This is a genomic window from Streptomyces sp. cmx-4-9 (assembly GCF_046548835.1).
Taxonomy (GTDB): domain Bacteria; phylum Actinomycetota; class Actinomycetes; order Streptomycetales; family Streptomycetaceae; genus Streptomyces.
This window is the reverse complement of the sequence record NZ_JAEBEE010000003.1, coordinates 425,734-445,803: the sequence shown is the minus strand read 5'-3', so window position 1 is coordinate 445,803 and position 20,070 is coordinate 425,734. Positions and strand designations below refer to the sequence as shown.

Genomic DNA, 20,070 nt, shown 5'->3' with positions numbered 1-20,070 from the left:
TTGAACGCATGACACAGGCCCCCGCAGCACCGAAGGCTGCGCCGAAACGGCACGACCGGGAGATCATCGCACTCGCGGTTCCCGCCTTCGGCGCGCTCGTCGCCGAACCCCTTTTCGTGATGGCGGACAGTGCCATCGTGGGCCACCTCGGCACCCCCCAGCTGGCCGGCCTGGGCATCGCAGCCGCTCTGCTCACCACCGCCGTGAGCATCTTCGTCTTCCTCGCTTACGCCACCACCGCGGCGGTGGCGCGCCGGGTCGGAGCCGGAGACCTGCAGGCTGCCATCCGGCAGGGCATGGACGGCATCTGGCTCGCCCTGCTGCTGGGTGCGGCGGTCATCGCCGTCGTGCTGCCGGCGGCTCCCTGGCTGGTCTCGCTCTTCGGGGCCTCCGACGCCGTCGCCCCGCACGCAGTCACCTATCTGCGGATCTCCGCCCTCGGCATCCCCGCCATGCTCATGGTCCTGGCCGCCACGGGCGTCATCCGGGGCCTCCAGGACACCCGTACACCCCTGTACGTCGCCATCGGCGGCTTCGCCCTCAACGGCGTCCTCAACGTGGCACTGGTCTACGGGGCGGGGCTCGGGATCGCGGGATCGGCCTGGGGCACGGTCGTCGCCCAGTGCGCCATGGCGGCCGCCTACCTCGTGGTCGTCGTACGGGGCGCCAGGCGGCACGGCGCCTCCCTGCGCCCGGACGCGGCGGGCATTCGGGCCTGCGCCCAGGCGGGCGCACCCCTGCTGGTCCGCACCCTCTCCCTGCGGGCGGTGCTGATGATCGCGACCGCCGTGGCCGCCAGGCTCGGTGACGCGGACATCGCAGCACACCAGATCCTGCTCTCCCTGTGGAGTCTGCTCGCCTTCGCCCTGGACGCGATCGCGATCGCAGGCCAGGCGATCATCGGCCGCTATCTGGGAGCCGGCGACACCGACGGGGCAAAGGCGGTCTGCCGCCGGATGGTGCAGTGGGGCATCGCCGCCGGCATCGTGCTCGGCCTGTTGGTCGTCCTGGCCCGTCCGGTGTTCATCCCGCTGTTCACCAGCGACCCGGCCGTGGAGGACGCCCTGCTGCCGGCTCTGCTCGTGGTGGCCCTCTCCCAGCCCGTGTCCGGCATCGTGTTCGTCCTCGACGGGGTCCTCATGGGGGCGGGTGACGGTCGCTACCTGGCCTGGGCCATGCTCCTGACCCTTGCCGTCTTCACTCCGGCCGCGTTGCTCGTCCCGGCTGTGGGCGGCGGCCTGACGACCCTGTGGTGGGCCATGACACTGATGATGCTGGTGCGCATGGTGACCCTCCAGTTGCGGGCCCGCTCGGGCCGCTGGCTGGTCGCGGGAGCCACGCGCTGATATCCGGGCGTCGCCGCCCGCCCTTCTTTCCAGCGGCCCCCGCATGTTTCACGTGAAACATGCGGGGGCCGCTGCCGTGTTTCACGTGAAACACGGCAGCGGCCCCGACTCGGGAACGACGAAGGGCCGCACCCCGAGAGGTGCGGCCCTTCGAAAGCAGCCCTTAGGCAGCGACGACCTCGACGCCCACGTTCGCGGCCACGTCAGCGTGCAGACGCACGGAGACCTGGTACGAACCGAGGGTCTTGATCGGGGTGCCCAGCTCGACGCGGCGCTTGTCGACCTTCGGGCCGCCCGAGGACTCGATCGCCGTGGCGATGTCGGCCGGGGTCACGGAACCGAAGAGACGACCGGCGTCACCCGCGCGGGTGGCCAGACGGACCTTCACGCCTTCGAGCTTGGCCTTGAACTCGTTGGCCTGCTCGATGGTCGCGATCTCGTGGATCTTGCGGGCGCGGCGGATCTGCGCCACGTCCTTCTCGCCACCCTTGGTCCAGCGGATCGCGAAACCACGCGGGACCAGGTAGTTGCGAGCGTAACCGTCCTTGACGTCGACGACATCGCCGGCGGCACCGAGGCCAGAAACCTCGTGGGTCAGGATGATCTTCATTAGTCGGTCACCCTTTCCTTATCGCGCGGTGGACGTGTAGGGCAGCAGCGCCATCTCACGGCTGTTCTTCACAGCCGTGGCGACGTCACGCTGGTGCTGCGTGCAGTTGCCGGTCACGCGGCGGGCACGGATCTTGCCGCGGTCGGAAATGAACTTCCGCAGCATGTTCGTGTCCTTGTAGTCCACGTAAGCGGTCTTGTCCTTGCAGAACGCGCAGACCTTCTTCTTAGGCTTGCGCACAGGCGGCTTCGCCATGGTGTCTCTCCTGTGTGATCAAGAAGTGGGGGTTCGAGCTGCCCTAGAAGGGCGGCTCGTCCGAGTAGCCACCGCCGGAGCCGCCGGAGCTTCCGCCCCAACCGCCCCCGCCGCCGCCCTGCTGCTGGCCACCGGCCGGCGCGCTGGACGCCCACGGGTCGTCGGAGGGAGCTCCGCCGCCCTGCGGGGCACCGGCGCTGGGGGCTCCGCCCCAGTTACCGCCGCCGCCACCCTGCTGCTGCTGACCGCCGCCGCCGTACCCACCCTGGCCGCCGCGACCGCTGGTCTTGGCGACCTTGGCCGTGGCGCTCTTCAGGCTGGGGCCGACTTCCTCGACGTCCAGCTCGTAGACCGTGCGCTTGACACCCTCACGGTCTTCGTACGACCGCTGCTTCAGGCGGCCCTGCACGATGACGCGCATGCCCCGCTGAAGGGACTCGGCGACGTTCTCCGCCGCCTGACGCCAGACCGAGCAGGTCAGGAACAGGCCTTCGCCGTCCTTCCACTCATTGGTCTGCTTGTCGAAGATGCGGGGAGTGGACGCGACACGGAACTTCGCGACCGCCGCACCCGAGGGGGTGAAGCGCAGCTCGGGGTCGTCGACGAGATTGCCGACGACCGTGATGACGGTCTCGCCTGCCATGGATGAACCTCTCGGCGGGGATTGCTGCTGGGCTGCTGTGCTACTCGGTCCCGATTACCGCTGAACCGAAGTTCAGTGGGTCTCGGGGCGAAGGACCTTGGTCCGGAGAACCGACTCGTTCAGGTTCATCTGTCGGTCAAGCTCCTTGACGACCGCAGGCTCGGCCTGAAGGTCGATGACCGAGTAGATGCCCTCGGGCTTCTTCTTGATCTCGTAAGCGAGACGACGACGGCCCCAGGTGTCGACCTTCTCGACCTTTCCGTTGCCCTCACGGACGACGGAGAGGAAGTTCTCGATCAGCGGGGAGACAGCGCGCTCCTCGAGATCGGGGTCGAGGATGACCATCACTTCGTAGTGACGCATGTGGAACCCACCTCCTTTGGACTCAGCGGCCACGGTCGTTCCGTGGCAGGAGGGTCGTGATGCGTACGCACGGCGTCCGAGAACAGACACCGCGCAGACCGTACAGACTACCCCGTGGACTCCTTCCGGTTGAAATCCGGCCGGAGAGGGCCACACTCTGTAGGGATCGGGTGTGCTCGGTGCTATGCCCCCGGCTCCGTCGGAGGCGGCCACCGGCACCGCTCTGCTGCAGCCAGGAGGTGCCTTCCGATGGCACAGGCAATACGGCCTCAGTCCTCCATCTCGCTACTCGCAACCGACGGCAAGCCCCATCCGCTCCAGGACACCCTGATGGCGGTCACCGTGGTGCTGGGCGCCGTGGCGTTCATCACGGGCTTCTTCGACCACCTGCACCTGCTCAGCTCGTGGACCGGGCTGATCGGCATCCTCACCGGCGCCTACGGACAGTTCATCTCGGTGACGACGCGCGAGCGCTTCGCGCTGATCATCGGGCTGGGCGCCTCAGCCGTGGGCTTCTACCTCGGCATGGCGCACGGCGGCCTCTTCGGCGGCTGGGCCGGCTGACCGGGGCTCCTCCGCGAGGGGGGCTCCGGCCGCCACAGGCCCGGGCCCGGCCCGTCCCCCATAAGGGTGGCGCCCCCGTCGCAGTAGGCTTCGCGCCATAGCCAGCGAAGCCGCCGGAGGAGACACCCCGCATGAGCCTGTCCCTGAGGACCATCAGCCGAGAGCAGCACCTGGGTTTCCTCCAGAGCCTGCCCTCCGCTAGCCACTGCCAGGTCCCGGCGTGGGCCGACGTGAAGAACGAGTGGCGCTCCGAGAACCTCGGCTGGTTCGACGGGTCGGGCGAACTCGTCGGCGCCGCGCTGGTGCTGTACCGCCAGCTGCCCAAGGTGAAGCGCTACCTCGCGTACCTCCCCGAGGGCCCGGTCATCAACTGGTACGCCCCGAACCTGGAGGAGTGGCTCCAGCCGATGCTGGCGCACCTCAAGCAGCAGGGCGCCTTCACCGTGAAGATGGGTCCGCCCGTCGTCATCCGCCGCTGGAACGCCGCGGCGATCAAGGCCGGCATCCAGGACCCCGACGTCAAGCGGCTGCGCGACGTGGAGGCCTCGGTGATCGAACCGCGCGCCTTCGAGGTCTCCGACAAGCTGCGCCGCATGGGCTGGCAGCAGGCCGAGGACGGCGGCGCCGGCTTCGGCGACGTGCAGCCCCGCTACGTCTTCCAGGTCCCGCTGGCCAACCGTTCCCTGGACGACGTCCTCAAGGGCTTCAACCAGCTGTGGCGCCGCAACATCAAGAAGGCCGAGAAGGCCGGCGTCGAGGTCGTCCAGGGCGGCTACGACGACCTGCCGACCTGGCAGCACCTGTACGAGATCACAGCCGAGCGCGACAAGTTCCGCCCGCGCCCGCTCAGCTACTTCCAGCGCCAGTGGACGGCCCTCAACTCCGAGGACCCCAACCGGATGCGGCTGTACATCGCCACGCACGAGGGGGAGCCGCTGGCCGCCGCCACCATGCTCACCGTCGGCCAGCACGTCTGGTACTCGTACGGCGCCTCCGCCAACCACAAGCGCGAGGTCCGGCCGTCGAACGCGATGCAGTGGCGCATGCTGCGCGACTCCTACGCCCTCGGGGCCAGCGTCTACGACCTGCGCGGCATCTCTGACACGCTGGACGAGAACGATCACCTGTTCGGCCTGATCCAGTTCAAGGTCGGCACGGGCGGCGAGGCCGTGGAGTACGTCGGCGAGTGGGACTTCCCGCTGAACAAGGTCCTGCACAAGGCCCTCGACATCTACATGTCGCGCCGCTGATCCACCCTCACCACCACCACGTACCGCTGCACCACGCAGCTTCCCCAGAGAGGTTCCGGACGGGCATGGCGCTCACGCTCTACGTCGACACCGCGCGCTGGCGTGCGCACCAGAAGCAGATCCAGGACCAGTTCCCCGGGCTGATCCCGGTCTGCAAGGGCAACGGCTACGGCTTCGGCCACGAGCGGCTCTGCGAGGAGGCGACCCGCATGGGCGCCGACATCCTCGCCGTGGGCACCACCTACGAGGCCGCCAGCATCAAGGACTGGTTCGGCGGGGACCTGCTGGTCCTCACCCCGTTCCGGCGCGGCGAGGAGCCGGTGCCGCTGCCCGACCGGGTCATCCGCTCGGTGGCTTCGCTGGACGGGGTGCGCGGACTCGTGGGCGCCCGGGTGGTCATCGAGTGCATGAGCTCGATGCGCCGCCACGGCATCTCCGAGCAGGACCTGGGCCAGCTGCACGCGGCGATCGAGGACGTCCGGCTGGAGGGCTTCGCCCTGCACCTGCCGCTGGACCGCCCCGACGGCTCGGACGCCGTCGAGGAGGTCATCGGCTGGATGGACCGGCTGCGCGCGGCCCGCCTGCCGCTGCACACCATGTTCGTCAGCCACCTGCGGGCCGAGGAACTGGCGCGGCTCCAGCAGCAGTTCCCGCAGACCCGCTTCCGGGCCCGTATCGGCACCCGGCTGTGGCTCGGCGACCACGAGGCGACCCAGTACCGGGGCGCAGTCCTGGACGTCACGCGCGTGACGAAGGGCGACCGCTTCGGCTACCGGCAGCAGAAGGCCGCCTCCGACGGCTGGCTGGTCGTGGTGGCCGGCGGCACCTCGCACGGGGTGGGCCTGGAGGCACCCAAGGCCCTGCACGGCGTGATGCCGCGGGCCAAGGGCGTCGCCCGCGCCGGGCTGGCCACCGTGAACCGGAACCTGTCGCCGTTCGTCTGGGCGGGCAAACAGCGCTGGTTCGCGGAGCCCCCGCACATGCAGGTGTCGATCCTGTTCGTCCCCTCGGACGCGACCGAGCCGAAGGTCGGCGACGAGCTGGTGGCGCACCTGCGCCACACGACCACGCAGTTCGACCGGGTGCTCGACGCCTGAGCCGGTCCGCCCGGTCAGGCCCCGGGGCCGCTGCCCCAGTCGACCCGCTGCTCCTCCGAGGGCGCCGCGTACCGCGGCGCCCTCGCGGCGTCCGAGAGCACGAACACGTCCTCGGCCCCGTCCAGGACGCCGCCGGACGGGTCGTCCGCGCCGTCGCGCCGCACGACGTCCCGCTCGGGCAGCAGGATGTCCCGGACGACGACCGCGCACAGGTACAGCGTGCACAGCAGGTGGGCGGCGATCGCCAGCTGGTAGCCCTCGACGGGCAGCCCCTGGTGCTTGTCCCCGCTGCTCGTGTAGGCGAGGTAGAACCAGATCCCGAGGAAGTACACGACCTCGCCGGCCTGCCAGATGAGGAAGTCCCGCCAGCGCGGCCGGGCCAGCGCCGCGAGCGGAATGAGCCACAGCACGTACTGCGGTGAGTAGACCTTGTTGGCCAGGATGAAGACGGCCACGACGAGGAAGGCCAGCTGGGCGAAGCGAGGCCGGCGGGGGGCGGTGAGGGTGAGCAGCCCGACGGCTCCGCACAGCACGAGCGTCAGCCCCGTGGCATAGGTGTTGGCGCCGTCGAGGGGGTTGCCCGAACGCTGGGAGATCAGCAGCCAGACCGAACCGAAGTCGATGGGCCGCTCCTGGCTGAAGGTGTAGAACTTCGTCCAGCCCTCCCAGGCTCCGACCATGACGGGCAGGTTCGCCACCAGCCAGGCGGCCGCCGCTCCGAGGACGGCCCCGCCGAAGGCCCGCCACTTCCCCGCCCGCCAGCACAGCACGAACAGGGCCCCGAGCAGCAGGACGGGATACAGCTTGGCGGCGGTGGCCAGGCCGATGAAGACGCCGAACAGCACCGTGCGGCCGCGGGACCACATCAGCATCCCGGCCGCGGTGAGGGCGATGGCCAGCAGGTCCCAGTTGATCGTCGCGGTCAGGGCGAAGGCCGGGGCCAGGGCGAAGAGCAGGGCGTCCCAGGGGCGGCGGCGGTGGGTGCGGGCGACGCACACGGCGATGACCACGGCGCAGGCCAGCAGCATCCCCGCGTTGACCATCCAGTAGATCTGCTCGCGGTGCTGCATGGAGCCGCTGCTCGGCGTCAGCCAGGAGGCGATCTCCATGAACAGCCCGGTGAGGACCGGGTACTCCAGGTACTCCATGTCGCCGGGCAGCCGGTCGAAGTAGGGCGTCAGGTTGTCGGCGAAGCCGCGTACGGCATACAGGTGCGGGATGTCGGAGTAGCAGGCGTGCGTGTACTGCGAGCCCGCACCACGGAACCACGCCCAGTCGTAGCAGGGCAGTTTCTGCACCATGCCGAGCGCGAACATACCGATGGCGAGGAGGGCCACCACGCGTACCGGCGCCAGCCAGTGGCCGCCGAGCCGGGCGTGGCGGCCGAAGGGGCCGCCGATGAGCTCACTGCCGGCTGCGGCGACCTCGTCCTGCTGCGTGGGCAGTACGGGGCGGTCCTCGTGCACCTTCGTCATGGGCTCATCCTGCCGTACCGGCCCCGGCACGGGGGAAGCCCGCCGCACGGGGTGCGACGGGCTTCCTCTGCCTGCGGCAGTGCCGCGGTCAGCCTTCGGGGCTGTCGGCCGGGGGTGGCGGCCAGCCCCCGGTGACGCCGCCCGGCCGGCCCGGGCGGCCGGAGCCCGACGGGGACGGCGAACCACCCGGTCCCCCGTCGGCGCCGGAGACGGTCCCGCCGTTCGCGGCGCCGCCGGTGTTCGTGCCGCCGGTGTTCGTACCGCCGGTGTTGCCGCTCGTGGTCCCCGTGCTGGTCTCCGGGTCGCAGTACAGCTCCCACGGCTTGCAGGAGGGCTTGCCGCCCTTGGACGGGGTCGGGGAGGGCGGCGGCGGGGAGCTCGACGGCGACGGCGACGGGGAGCTGCTCGCCGGCGCAGGGCTGGGCGAGGGGCTGGGCGAGGGGGCTCCCACGGAGTCGGCGGTGACGCCGATGGGCTCGGCCTCGGGGAACTTCTTGACCGGGGCGCCCTTGAGCGCCTCGCGCATGTACTCCGTCCAGATCACGGTGGGGATGTCACCACCGTGGATGGAGTCCGTTCCGCCCACGCCGTTCATGGACAGCAGCTTCTTGTCCGCCGAGTTGGGGTCCGTGCGGAACAGGGCGACGGAGGTGGACAGCTCGGGGGTGTAGCCGACGAACCACGCCGACTTGTTCTCGTCCGTGGTACCGGTCTTGCCGGCGGCGGGCCGGCCCAGGGCCTTGGCCTTCTTGCCGGTGCCGTTCTGGACCACGTTCTCCAGGACCTTGGTGACGTTGTCCGCGACGGCGTTGTCCATGGCCCGCTCGTCCTTGGGCTTCTCGAAGCCGGACAGCGGCTCGCCGTCCTTCTCGACACTGATCACGGAGTACGGCTCGCGGTGCGTGCCGGAGGCCGCGAAGGTCGCGTAGGAGTCGGCCATCCGGATGGCGCTGGGGGTCGAGGTGCCCAGGGCGAACGAGGCGTCGTCACCGGCGGACATCGTCTCCTTGAGGATGCCGGTGGCCCTGGCCAGTTCGCGGACCTTGCTGTGGCCGACGTCGAAGACGAGCTGGGCGAACGGCACGTTGATGGACTTCTCCATCGCCTCGTTGAGGGTCACGTAGCCGAAGGCGGTGGAGCTCTCGTTCTTCTGCTTGAACGGCTTGCCCTTGCTGTCCAGCAGGGGCTTGCCCTGGCGGTTCTTGATGACGGTGAGGTCGTCGGCCAGGTACTTGCTGTCGACCGCCAGCCCGTCGCCCCCGGTGTTCTGGGTGCCGTACTGCATGGCCGCCGCCAGCACGTACGGCTTCCAGGTCGAGCCGACCGGGACGCCGCTGGTGTTGGCGTTGTTGCTGAAGTACTTCTTGTCCATGCCGGGGCCGCCGTACAGGGCGACGATGGCACCGGTCTTCACGTCGACCGAGGCAGCGCCGAACTGCACGAACGTGTCGAGGTCGGGGCGCTTCTTCTCGTCGAGGAAGTCGTTGCGGGTCTCCTCCACGGCCTTGACCAGGGCGTCCACCTTCGGCTTCTGGAAAGTGGTCTTGATCCGGTAGCCGCCGAGGGCCATCTGCTCGACGGTGATGCCCTTGGTCTTCATCACGTACTGCTTGGCGGTCTCGACCAGGTAGCCGATCTGGCCGGACATGGCGCGGGCCTGCTCGGACTCGACGCGGGCCGGGAACTCCGTGTAGGTGGCCCGCTCGGCCTTGTCCATCCGGCCAACCTCGACCTCGCGGTCCAGGACCCAGGCCCAGCGCTTCCTGGCGCGCTCCTCGTTGGCGGCCGGGGTGGCCGCGGCGCCGATGCCGCCGTCCGGGTTGTAGAGGTTGGGGCCCTTGAGCACGGAGGCGAGGAAGGCGCTCTCGGAGGGGCTGAGGTCCTGGCAGTCCTTGCCGAAGTAGGCGCGGGCGGCCGCCTGGATGCCGTAGGCGTCGCGGCCGTAGTACGCGGTGTTGAGGTAGCCCGCGAGGACGACGTCCTTCTCCTCGGAGACACCCAGGTTGATCGAGATGAAGAGCTCGGTGACCTTGCGCTTGAGCGTCTGCTCGGAGCCCAGGTAGGTGTTCTTCACGTACTGCTGGGTGATGGTCGAGCCGCCCTGGGTGGATCCGCCCTTGGCCATGTTCCACACGGCGCGGGCGATGCCCATCGGGTCGACGCCCTTGTCCGTCTCGAAGCTCTCGTTCTCCGCGGCGATCACCGCGTCGCGCATGGACCGGGGGATCTTGTCGATGGGCACGATCTGGCGGTTCATCGAGCCGCCGGTCGCCACCATCTGGGAGCCGTCCTCCCAGTAGAAGACGTTGTTCTGGGCCTGGGCCGCCAGGTTCGGGTCGGGCTTGTTGACCATGGCGATCCCGATGCCCGCACCGGCGATGATGACCGCGAAGAAGCCGAATGCCGTACCGGAGACGAGCTTCCAGGACGGCACGAAACGCTTCCAGCCGTCCTTGTCGGACCGCGGATAGTTGATGAACCGCGTGTCCGGGCGGCCTCCCTGCCCGGCGCCCCGGCCGGTCCTGGCCGCACCCCGGCCCCGGCCGGCGGAGCCCCGCTGCGCGGCCCGGCGGGCCTCTGCCCGGCTGCTCTGCGGCGGCGGGTCTGCGTACGGACCGCTGTGTGACGCCGTGGGGACGTCATGCCCGGTCCCGGCGCCCCGGGCGGGGCGCTGTGGGGCGGCCCGGCGGGCCGAGGCCCGTCCGCCACCTGGGGCCTGCGGCGGTTTGCGGCGGTGCTCGCTCATCGAACGACTACTCCTCGGGCAGGCGAGTGGCCTGGAAGCGGCAGGTGAGTTCCGGTCTTGCCCGGTGTCCTGGCCCACAGACTACGCACGCTCAAAACCCGAACAGTGCCGAAGTTCACCCCAAAACAGGCAACTTGCCTCGTACGAATTGGTGATGTGACGCCGGTCACCAGTGCGCCCCTTGTCGTCAGGGGCGGCCCGTTCTATCGTCTGGATGTATCGAGCCGATACATCAGCTCGGTATAAAGACTCGGGGGCGGAGGAGAGGCGGGCAGATGAGCAGACGCTCGGGCATCCTCGAATTCGCCGTCCTCGGCCTGCTCCGCGAATCCCCCATGCACGGCTACGAGCTGCGCAAGCGGCTCAACACCTCACTGGGGGTGTTCCGAGCCTTCAGCTACGGGACGCTCTACCCCTGCCTCAAGACGCTGGTCGCAAACGGCTGGTTGATCGAGGAACCGGGGAGCGCACCGGAGGACGCCCTCGCCGCTTCACTCGCAGGGCGCCGCGCCAAGATCGTCTACCGGTTGACGCCCGCGGGCAAGGAGCACTTCGAAGAGCTCCTCTCCCACACGGGACCGGATACCTGGGAGGACGAGTCCTTCGCCGCCCGCTTCGCCTTCTTCGGCCAGACCGAACGAGACGTGCGCATGCGGGTACTGGAGGGCCGCCGCAGCCGGCTTGAGGAGCGCCTCGAGAAGATGCGCGCCTCCCTCGCCCGCACGCGGGAGCGCCTGGACGACTACACGCTCGAGCTGCAGCGGCACGGCATGGAGTCCGTGGAGCGCGAAGTGCGCTGGCTGAACGAGCTCATCGAGAGCGAGCGGGCGGGACGGGATCAGAGACGACCCGGTCCGTCCGACGAAACTGCAAAATGAGGCCTGCATCTCGTATGCCTCGTCCGAGAACAAACAGGGAGCAACCGGAATGGGTTCGGTTCGCGTAGCCATCGTCGGCGTAGGCAACTGCGCCGCCTCGCTGGTGCAGGGCGTCGAGTACTACAAGGACGCCGACCCGGCGGCCAAGGTCCCCGGTCTGATGCACGTCCAGTTCGGCGACTACCACGTGCGTGACATCGAGTTCGTCGCCGCGTTCGACGTCGACGCGAAGAAGGTCGGCCTCGATCTTTCGGACGCCATCGGCGCCAGCGAGAACAACACCATCAAGATCTGCGACGTCCCGAGCGCCGGGGTGACCGTCCAGCGCGGCCACACCCTCGACGGTCTGGGCAAGTACTACCGCCAGACGATCGAGGAGTCCGCCGAGGCTCCGGTCGACGTGGTCCAGATCCTCAAGGACCGCCAGGTCGACGTCCTGATCTGCTACCTCCCCGTCGGTTCCGAGGCCGCGGCGAAGTTCTACGCCCAGTGCGCCATCGACGCCAAGGTCGCCTTCGTCAACGCTCTCCCGGTCTTCATCGCCGGCACCAAGGAGTGGGCGGACAAGTTCACCGAGGCCGGTGTCCCGATCGTCGGCGACGACATCAAGTCGCAGGTCGGCGCCACCATCACGCACCGCGTGATGGCGAAGCTGTTCGAGGACCGCGGTGTCCGTCTTGAGCGCACCATGCAGCTCAACGTCGGCGGCAACATGGACTTCAAGAACATGCTCGAGCGGGACCGCCTCGAGTCGAAGAAGATCTCCAAGACGCAGGCCGTCACCTCGCAGATCCCCGACCGCGAGCTCGGCGAGAAGAACGTCCACATCGGCCCGTCCGACTACGTCGCATGGCTCGACGACCGCAAGTGGGCGTACGTCCGCCTTGAGGGCCGCGCGTTCGGCGACGTTCCGCTGAACCTCGAGTACAAGCTCGAGGTGTGGGACTCCCCGAACTCCGCCGGTGTCATCATCGACGCCCTGCGCGCCGCGAAGATCGCCAAGGACCGCGGTATCGGCGGCCCGATCCTGTCGGCGTCCAGCTACTTCATGAAGTCCCCGCCGGTGCAGTACTTCGACGACGAGGCGTACGCGAACGTCGAGAAGTTCATCAAGGGCGAGGTCGAGCGCTAGTCGAACCCCAAGGGTCCTGCCGACCCCTGGACTTCGACAGTTCTTCCGCGGAGGGTCCCCGGACGATATGCCCGGGGACCCTCCGCGTGTGTGACCCTGTCCCTCATGCCCGTCGTACGTGATCTGCGCGTACTCCTGCGCCTCAGGGACTTCCGCAACCTGCTCGCCGTACGGCTGCTCTCCCAGGCGGCGGACGGTGTCTACCAGGTCGCGCTCGCCACGTACGTGGTGTTCTCCCCCGAGAAGCAGACCTCGCCTGCGGCCGTCGCCTCGGCCATGGCGGTCCTGCTGCTGCCCTATTCGGTGGTCGGTCCCTTCGCCGGCGTGCTGCTCGACCGCTGGCGCCGCCGCCAGGTCTTCCTCTACGGCAACCTGCTGCGTGCCTTCCTCGCCTGCGTCACCGGCATGCTGATCGTCGCGGACGTCCCCGACTGGCTGTTCTACGCCTCGGCGCTGTCGGTGACCGCTGTCAACCGCTTCGTCCTCGCCGGACTCGCCGCGTCCCTGCCCCGTGTCGTCGGATCCGCCCGGCTGGCCACCGCGAACGCACTGTCCCCGACGGCCGGGACGCTCGCCGCGGTCACCGGCGGGGGACTGGCCTTCCTGGTGCGCCTGCTGGTCTCCGACTCCAACGCCGTCGTCGTCCTGCTGGGTGCCGCGCTCTACCTGTGCGCCGCACTGGTCTCCCTGCGCCTGGCCATCGGCGTCCTCGGGCCGGACCACCCGCCCGGCCGGGACCATCCCTCGCCGGCTCAGGGGCTCATGCTCGCCGCACGCGGGATGACCGAGGGCTTGCGGCACCTGGCCGAGCGGCCTGAGGCGGCCCGGGCGCTCACCGCCATGACCCTGATGCGGTTCTGCTACGGGGCGCTGTTCGTCATGCTGCTCATGCTCTGCCGCTACTCCTGGTCGGAGGACGAGGCCCACGGGCTGGCGTTGCTCGGGCTGGCCGTCGGGGTCTCCGGGGCCGGATTCTTCGCCGCCGCCGTCGTCACCCCCTGGCTGGTGGACCGCCTGGGCACCCTCGGGACGATCACCTTGTGCGCCGCCGGGGCCGCCGTGCTGGTTCCGGCGCTCGGGCTGTTCTTTGCTCCCGGTCCGATGCTGGCAGCGGCCTTCGTCCTCGGTCTGGCCACGCAGGGGGCCAAGATCTGCACCGACACGGTCGTACAGTCCCGGGTCGACGACGCGTTCCGGGGGCGGGTGTTCTCCGTCTACGACGTGCTGTTCAACGTCGCCTTCGTCGGCGCTGCCGCGGTGGCCTCCCTCATGCTCCCCGCCGACGGACGGTCCGCACCGCTCCTGCTGTGCGTGACCGCCCTCTACGCCGCCACCGCAGTCCTCCTCCGCCGCCACGGGCGACGTTTCACGTGAAACATCTCCCCCGCCCGTCGGGGGCGCGCCGATGTTTCACGTGAAACATCGGCGCCCCGGCCATGCCTCAGGCCTGGCCGGCTCCCCACTCCTTGAGGGCGGCGACCGCCGCATCGTGGCCCACCGGTCCGTTCTCCAGGCGCAGCTCCAGCAGGAAGGCGTACGCCTTGCCGATCACCGGGCCGGGACCGACCCCCAGTACCTGCATGATCTCGTTGCCGTCCAGGTCCGGCCGGATCGCGTCCAGCTCCTCCTTCTCCTGGAGCTGAGCGATGCGCTCCTCCAGACCGTCGTAGGTCCGGGAGAGGGCATTGGCCTTGCGCTTGTTGCGCGTGGTGCAGTCGGAGCGGGTCAGCTTGTGCAGCCGCCCCAGCAGCGGGCCGGCGTCACGGACATAGCGCCGGACGGCGGAGTCGGTCCACTCGCCGTCACCGTAGCCGTGGAAGCGCAGGTGCAGCTCCACGAGCCGGGACACGTCCTTGACCAGCTCGTTGGAGTACTTCAGCGCGGTCATGCGCTTCTTGGTCATCTTCGCGCCTACCACCTCGTGGTGGTGGAAGGAGACCCGGCCGTCGCTCTCGAACCGCCGGGTGCGGGGCTTGCCGATGTCGTGCAGCAGGGCGGCGAGCCGCAGCACCAGATCGGGGCCCTCCTCCTCCAGCGCCATCGCCTGCTCAAGAACGATCAGCGAGTGGTCGTAGACGTCCTTGTGCCGGTGGTGCTCGTCACTCTCCAGCCGCAGGGCGGGCAGCTCGGGCAGCACCCGGTCGGCCAGCCCGGTGTCCACGAGCAGGCCGAGGCCCTTGCGCGGGTGTGCGGAGAGGAGCAGCTTGTTCAGTTCGCCCTGTACCCGCTCCGCCGAGACGATCTCGATCCGCTCGGACATCGCCTTCATGGCGGCCACGACCTCCGGGGCCACCTCGAAGTCCAGCTGGGCCGCGAACCGCGCCGCGCGGAGCATGCGCAGCGGATCGTCGGAGAACGAGTCCTCGGGGGTGCCCGGCGTACGCAGCACGCCCGCGGCAAGGTCCTCCCGGCCCCCGTGCGGATCGATGAACTCCTGCTCCGGCAGGGCCAGGGCCATGGCGTTGACCGTGAAGTCACGGCGGACCAGGTCGTCCTCGATCGAGTCGCCGTAGGAGACCTCGGGCTTGCGCGAGGTCCGGTCGTACGCCTCCGAGCGGTACGTGGTCACCTCGATCTGGAAGCTTCGCTCGACCTCCCCGACACGGGCGGCCTTCTGTGCACCGACGGTGCCGAAGGCGATACCGACGTCCCACACCGAGTCGGCCCACGGCCGGACGATCTTCAGTACGTCCTCGGGGCGGGCATCGGTGGTGAAGTCGAGATCGTTGCCGAGACGCCCCAGCAGCGCGTCGCGGACGGACCCGCCGACCAGGGCGAGGCGGAAGCCGGCCGCCTGGAATCGGCGGCCGAGCTCGTCGGCGACAGGCGCGACCCGCAGCAGTTCACTCACCGCGCGGCGCTGTACCTGACTCAGGGCACTGGGGTTGTCTTCGTTGGCATTCGGCACAACAGAAAAGGGTACGTGCCCCGCCCGGCGCGGGCTCCCCCGTTTCCGGGCGCCCCGCCGCACACCGGCCCCGGGCCGCAGCCGATCATGTGGAGCAAGGCGCGGCACTCACGCACAGCGGCTCTCGTTACCATGCGTGGACGCACAAACGGAGACGACCGACACTTCGAGGGACGGGCTAGCGCGTGGCCGAGGCGGCAGAGAACCAGGGGGCGGCGCCAGCCCCTGTCCGACGCCGATGGCTAAGGCGGGCGGTGGTCCTGCTCGCCGGGACGCCCGTGCTCGCGGCCCTGGTCTATTCGCCGGCCCCCAGGGCCGAGGCGGCCGAAACGGCAGCTGACGCGACCACCGTCGACGTCCAGCTGGAATCCCTCGCCCCGACCGCTCCCGTGAAGGGCGACACCCTCACGATCACCGGCAGGGTGGTCAACAACGGGCGCGAGACGATCAACGACGCCCACGTGGGTCTGCGGGTCGGACCCGTGCTCGAAGACCGCGCCTCCATCGACGAGACCGCGGAGCGGACCGGCTTCCGCCCCGGCACGGAGCCCCGTGAGATCGACTCCGCCTATGCGGTGAAGCTCGACTCCCTCCCCTCGAAGGTCAGCCGCGACTTCACCCTCACCATCCCGGTGAACAAGCTGGAACTGGACAAGGACGGCGTCTACCAGCTCGGCGTCTCCCTGTCCGGTGCGACCGAGAGCCGCCCGTCCGAGCAGGTGCTCGGCATCAAGCGGACCTTCCTGCCCTGGCAGCCCGACGCCGCGGCCACGAAGTCCCAGCTCACCTACGTGTGGCCGCTGATCGCCCAGACGCGGGTCACGGCGGAGACCGGCTCCGACGAGCTGCAGACCCCGGTCTTCCTCGACGACTCCCTGGCCAACGAGCTGCGGCCCGAGGGCCGCCTGGGCCAGATGGTCGCCCTCGGCAAGGACCTGCCGATCGCCTGGGTCGTCGACCCCGACCTGCTCCACACCGTCGACGCGATGGCGAAGGGGTACCGGGTCCGCACCCCGGACGGCAAGTCCGTCCAGGGCAAGAACAAGGCCGTCGCGGAGCAGTGGCTGAGCGCGCTGGAATCGGCCGTACAGGGCAAGAAGGTGGTCGCCCTGCCGTTCGCCGACCCCGACCTGGCCTCTCTCGCCCACCACGGCAAGGACGTCTCAGGCACCCTGGGGCAGTTGCGGCCCGCCACCGACAAGGCGAAGCAGGCCGTCGAGACGGTGCTGCACGTCCCCGCGTCCACGGACTTCTCCTGGCCGGTCGACGGGGCGATCGACCCCTCGATCGTGAACGTCGCCACCTCGGCCGGCGCCCACAACGTGCTCACCCGCAATGACAGCCTCACCGAGACCGGATCGCTCGGCTACACCCCGTCGGCGGCCCGGCCCATCGGCGCCGGCACCACCGCCGTCGTGGCGGACGCCGAGCTCTCCACCGCCTTCGAGGGCGACATGCTCAATGCCGGGAGCTCGGTCCTCGCCGTCCAGCGGTTCCTCGCCCACAGCCTCGCCCTCAACCAGCAGAAGACCGACGAGCAGCGCAGCTTCGTCGTCGCCCCCCAGCGGATGCCGTCGGTCAGCCAGGCCCACTCCATGGCCGCCGCCATACGGGCCCTCCAGGCCGGCCGCTGGACCCAGCCCGGCGACCTGGAGGCTGCCGCGGCGGCCAAGCCGGACCCCGGGGCCGCCACCCAGGTGCCGGGTGCCGGGCAGTACCCCGAGGAGCTGCGCAAGCAGGAACTCCCGGTATCGGCTTTCGAGAAGATCCGCACCACGCAGGACACGCTCGACCGGTTCAAAGTGATCCTCGCCGCCCCCGACCGCGTCGAGATCCCCTTCGGCAACGCCACCAACCGGGAGATGTCCACCTCCTGGCGCGGGCGGCCCGACGAGGCCCGCGCCTACCGGGACCAGGTGCAGGACTACCTCATCGGCCTCACCGACAAGGTCAAGGTCATCCCGAAGTCCGACGCCACCCTCTCCGGACACAGCGCGACCATCCCGGTGAGCGTCCAGAACAGCCTGGTCCAGGACGTGCACAACCTCGTGCTGCGGGTGAAGTCCGCCAACCCCACCCGCCTGATGTTCGGCAAGAGCGGCCAGGACGAGCAGGAGGTCGTCGTCCAGGGCGGGCACAGCCAGACCGTCAAGTTCACCGCCAACGCCACCGCGAGCGGCCCCGTCGAGGTCACCGCACAGCTCTTCACCAAGGACGGGGTCCCCTACGGCAAGGAACGCAAGTTCACCGTGGAGGCCACCGAGGTCACCCCGACCGTGATGCTGGTGATCGCCGGAGGCGTGCTGCTGCTGGTCCTGGCAGGCGTCAAGATGTACGCGAGTCGCAAGCGCGTCGCAGCCCGCGCCGCCGCCGGGGAGAGCACGCAGCAGAGTGACGAGTCCCCGGACACCGGACCGCAAAGCGCGGACGGGTCCGGCACGGGTGAGACAGTGGACCGTTGAGCGATGCCGTGGCCGGTCGGCCTGGGGACGATGAGGTGGGGTTGCGATGAACGCGCCGTACGACGGTGACCGCGCGCAGGGCACTGGTGGGCCCGCGCCCTCCCAGGGCACTGCCCCGGGCGCCCCGGTGCCCGGGCAGGTTCCCGCGCCTGCGCCGGCGCCGGAGCGTGACCCGTATGTCCAGGAAGCCTACGACTACGACCCCTACCGGTCGCAGGACCTGTCCGCCCAGGACCCCGTCGCCGAGGTCATGTACGACCGCGCCGCGCACCCGCCGCCGCCCCCGGGCACCTACCAGGAGCCCGGACCGCTCTACGCGGCGCCGACGGCGCCCTCGTACGCGCCCGACCCCCGGGTGTGGGCCCAGACCCCGCCGCCCGAACCGGACGGCCCCTCCCGCCACCTCCCGTACGGCGACCACGCGACCACCACCGAGTTCGTCGGCGTGGACTCCCTGGTCACGAAGGCGGCGGAGGACCAGCCCCAGCCCGACGCCTTCGCCCACCTCTACCGCGACCAGCAGGCGGCGCCCCGCATCCCCGCCGAGGACGCCCCCGTCGCCGCAGCCGTACCGGCCAAGCCCGCCGGCCGGGCCTCCAGCCTCCTGAAGTCCAGCGCACTCATGGCCGCCGGCACCATCGTGTCCCGGATCACCGGCTTCCTCCGGACCCTGGTGATCGCCGGTGCCATCGGCGTCGGCACCTTCAACGACACGTACCAGATCGCCAACACCCTGCCCACGATGATCTACGTGCTCGTGGGCGGCGGTGCGCTCAACGCCGTCTTCATCCCCCAGCTGGTCAGAGCCATGAAGAACGACGACGACGGGGGAGAGGCCTACGCCAACCGGCTGCTGACCCTGGTCGTGGTCCTGCTGGCCGCGATCACCACGATCTGCGTCCTCGCAGCCCCGGTGTTCATCACGATGATGTCGCCGAAGATCGCTTCCGATCCGCAGCAGATGGACGTCGCGGTCGCCTTCGCCCGCTACTGCCTGCCGACCATGTTCTTCATGGGCGTCCACGTGGTGCTGGGTCAGATCCTCAACGCCCGCGGCCGGTTCGGCGCGATGATGTGGACCCCCGTCCTCAACAACATCGTCGTCATCGCCACCTTCGGCGCCTTCATCTGGGCCTTCGGCGGCTTCACCACCTCCGGGGTCAACGCCACCACCGTCACCTCCGACGGCGTCCGGCTGCTGGGCCTGGGCACGCTGCTGGGCCTCACCGTCCAGGCCCTCGCGATGCTGCCCTACCTGCGCGACGCCGGCTTCCGCCCGCGGCTGCGGTTCGACTGGAAGGGCCACGGTCTCGGCAAGGCGGCCCGCCTGGCCAAGTGGACCTTCTTCTTCGTCCTGGCCAACCAGATCGGGCTGGTCGTCGTCACCCAGCTCGCCACCTGGGCCGGTTCCGTCGCCGAGAAGCAGGGCCACCCCGGCACCGGCATCACGGCCTACAACTACGCACTCCTGCTGTGGCAGATGCCGCAGGCCATCATCACCGTGTCCGTCATGACCGCGGTGCTGCCCCGGATCTCCCGCTCCGCCCATGACGGGGACGCCGCCGCCGTGCGCGACGACATCTCCTACGGACTGCGCACCTCGGCCGTCGCGATCGTCCCCTGTGCCTTCGCGTTCCTCGCCCTCGGCGTCCCCATGGCGACCCTGCTCTACGCGGGCTCCGGCTCGGGCGCCCAGAACATCGGCTACGTCCTGATGGCCTTCGGCCTCGGACTGATCCCGTACTCCGTCCAGTACGTCGTCCTGCGTGGCTTCTACGCCTACGAGGACACCCGGACGCCCTTCTACAACACGGTCATCGTGGCCGCCGTCAACGCGGCGGGCTCCGCGGCCTCCTTCTTCCTCCTCCCCGCGCGCTGGGCCGTGGTCGGCATGGCCGCCGCCTACGGCCTCGGCTACGCCGTGGGTGTGGGCATCGCCTGGCGCCGCCTGAAGACCCGCCTCGGCGGCGACCTCGACGGCGCCCACGTGATGCGCACCTACGCCCGTCTGACCGGCGCCTGCGTCCCGGCCGCCGCCGTGGCCGGGGCCGTCGCCTACGCGGTCACCCGGGGGCTGGGAAGCGGGGTCCTCGGTTCAGCCGCTGCCCTGGTGGCCGGCGGCATCGCACTGGCGGCCGTCTTCCTCCTCGCCGCCAAGCGGATGCGGATCGAAGAGCTCAACGCCATGGTCGGCATGGTCCGCGGACGTCTGGGGCGCTGATGGGCACGCCCGCCGATCATCTCGGCCGTCCTCGCGTGTCGTGCACAGGCCCGGACTGTGGGCACAATTGGCTTGGCTTCGCAGACTGGCCGACAGCGCGTAACGGATGGGGAGGCAGGG

15 protein-coding genes and 1 pseudogene are annotated in these 20,070 nt (G+C 69.9%); 9 read left to right on the top strand and 7 right to left on the bottom strand.

The window, feature by feature from the left end; genetic code table 11:
* Positions 1–8 precede the first annotated feature (8 nt).
* Positions 9–1,346 (top strand): MATE family efflux transporter, encoded by a 1,338-nt coding sequence (locus ACLJTM_RS12935; protein WP_411103655.1) that lies wholly within the window; start codon positions 9–11, stop codon positions 1,344–1,346.
* A 163-nt stretch (positions 1,347–1,509) separates the two neighbouring features.
* Here ACLJTM_RS12935 and rplI read toward each other — a convergent pair whose 3' ends face one another.
* From rplI to rpsF, 4 genes are all read right to left on the bottom strand, one after another.
* The gene (gene rplI / locus ACLJTM_RS12930; RefSeq protein ID WP_411103654.1) at positions 1,510–1,956 is read right to left on the bottom strand and encodes a 50S ribosomal protein L9; all 447 of its coding nucleotides are present in this window, start codon (positions 1,954–1,956) and stop codon (positions 1,510–1,512) included.
* A gap of 18 nt (positions 1,957–1,974) precedes the next feature.
* Positions 1,975–2,211: a 30S ribosomal protein S18 gene (rpsR, locus tag ACLJTM_RS12925; protein ID WP_005315025.1), complete on the bottom strand. Its 237-nt coding sequence runs from the start codon at positions 2,209–2,211 to the stop codon at positions 1,975–1,977.
* Positions 2,212–2,254: 43 nt separating this feature from the next.
* Positions 2,255–2,854, bottom strand: a complete 600-nt coding sequence (locus tag ACLJTM_RS12920; protein ID WP_411103653.1) for a single-stranded DNA-binding protein — start codon at positions 2,852–2,854, stop codon at positions 2,255–2,257.
* A gap of 72 nt (positions 2,855–2,926) precedes the next feature.
* Complete coding sequence (rpsF, locus tag ACLJTM_RS12915) at positions 2,927–3,217, bottom strand: 30S ribosomal protein S6 (protein WP_004950685.1); 291 nt, start codon at positions 3,215–3,217, stop codon at positions 2,927–2,929.
* 249 nt (positions 3,218–3,466) lie between these two features.
* Here rpsF and ACLJTM_RS12910 point away from each other — a divergent pair, with 249 nt between their 5' ends.
* The 3 genes from ACLJTM_RS12910 to ACLJTM_RS12900 all read left to right on the top strand — a co-directional run bounded on the left by ACLJTM_RS12910 (position 3,467) and on the right by ACLJTM_RS12900 (position 6,128).
* Complete coding sequence (locus ACLJTM_RS12910; protein ID WP_411103652.1) at positions 3,467–3,781, top strand: hypothetical protein; 315 nt, start codon at positions 3,467–3,469, stop codon at positions 3,779–3,781.
* A 131-nt stretch (positions 3,782–3,912) separates the two neighbouring features.
* The gene (locus ACLJTM_RS12905; RefSeq protein ID WP_411103651.1) at positions 3,913–5,031 is read left to right on the top strand and encodes a lipid II:glycine glycyltransferase FemX; all 1,119 of its coding nucleotides are present in this window, start codon (positions 3,913–3,915) and stop codon (positions 5,029–5,031) included.
* Between the two features lie 65 nt (positions 5,032–5,096).
* Positions 5,097–6,128 (top strand): alanine racemase, encoded by a 1,032-nt coding sequence (locus ACLJTM_RS12900; protein WP_411103650.1) that lies wholly within the window; start codon positions 5,097–5,099, stop codon positions 6,126–6,128.
* Between the two features lie 14 nt (positions 6,129–6,142).
* Here ACLJTM_RS12900 and ACLJTM_RS12895 read toward each other — a convergent pair whose 3' ends face one another.
* A complete protein-coding gene (locus ACLJTM_RS12895) occupies positions 6,143–7,603 on the bottom strand; it encodes a glycosyltransferase family 87 protein (protein WP_411103649.1) in 1,461 nt (486 codons plus the stop codon).
* 88 nt (positions 7,604–7,691) lie between these two features.
* The gene (locus tag ACLJTM_RS12890) at positions 7,692–10,349 is read right to left on the bottom strand and encodes a transglycosylase domain-containing protein (protein ID WP_411103648.1); all 2,658 of its coding nucleotides are present in this window, start codon (positions 10,347–10,349) and stop codon (positions 7,692–7,694) included.
* Positions 10,350–10,624: 275 nt separating this feature from the next.
* On the opposite strand from ACLJTM_RS12890, the pseudogene ACLJTM_RS12885 reads away from it, so the two are divergent.
* The 3 genes and pseudogenes from ACLJTM_RS12885 to ACLJTM_RS12875 all read left to right on the top strand — a co-directional run.
* A pseudogene (locus tag ACLJTM_RS12885) lies at positions 10,625–11,224 on the top strand (helix-turn-helix transcriptional regulator); the annotation flags it as partial.
* 52 nt (positions 11,225–11,276) lie between these two features.
* The gene (locus tag ACLJTM_RS12880) at positions 11,277–12,359 is read left to right on the top strand and encodes an inositol-3-phosphate synthase (RefSeq protein WP_411103647.1); all 1,083 of its coding nucleotides are present in this window, start codon (positions 11,277–11,279) and stop codon (positions 12,357–12,359) included.
* Between the two features lie 105 nt (positions 12,360–12,464).
* Positions 12,465–13,733 carry an MFS transporter gene (locus tag ACLJTM_RS12875; RefSeq protein ID WP_411103646.1) on the top strand — a complete coding sequence of 423 codons (1,269 nt, stop codon included), beginning with the start codon at positions 12,465–12,467 and terminating at the stop codon, positions 13,731–13,733.
* A 67-nt stretch (positions 13,734–13,800) separates the two neighbouring features.
* Here ACLJTM_RS12875 and ACLJTM_RS12870 read toward each other — a convergent pair whose 3' ends face one another.
* The gene (locus tag ACLJTM_RS12870; RefSeq protein ID WP_411103645.1) at positions 13,801–15,267 is read right to left on the bottom strand and encodes a CCA tRNA nucleotidyltransferase; all 1,467 of its coding nucleotides are present in this window, start codon (positions 15,265–15,267) and stop codon (positions 13,801–13,803) included.
* A 185-nt stretch (positions 15,268–15,452) separates the two neighbouring features.
* On the opposite strand from ACLJTM_RS12870, the gene ACLJTM_RS12865 reads away from it, so the two are divergent.
* Together ACLJTM_RS12865 and murJ are read left to right on the top strand one after the other, a co-directional pair.
* Positions 15,453–17,729, top strand: a complete 2,277-nt coding sequence (locus tag ACLJTM_RS12865; RefSeq protein WP_411103644.1) for a DUF6049 family protein — start codon at positions 15,453–15,455, stop codon at positions 17,727–17,729.
* 46 nt (positions 17,730–17,775) lie between these two features.
* Entirely contained in the window at positions 17,776–19,950 is a 2,175-nt protein-coding gene (murJ, locus tag ACLJTM_RS12860) for a murein biosynthesis integral membrane protein MurJ (protein ID WP_411103643.1), read from the top strand.
* The last annotated feature ends 120 nt before the right edge of the window (positions 19,951–20,070 follow it).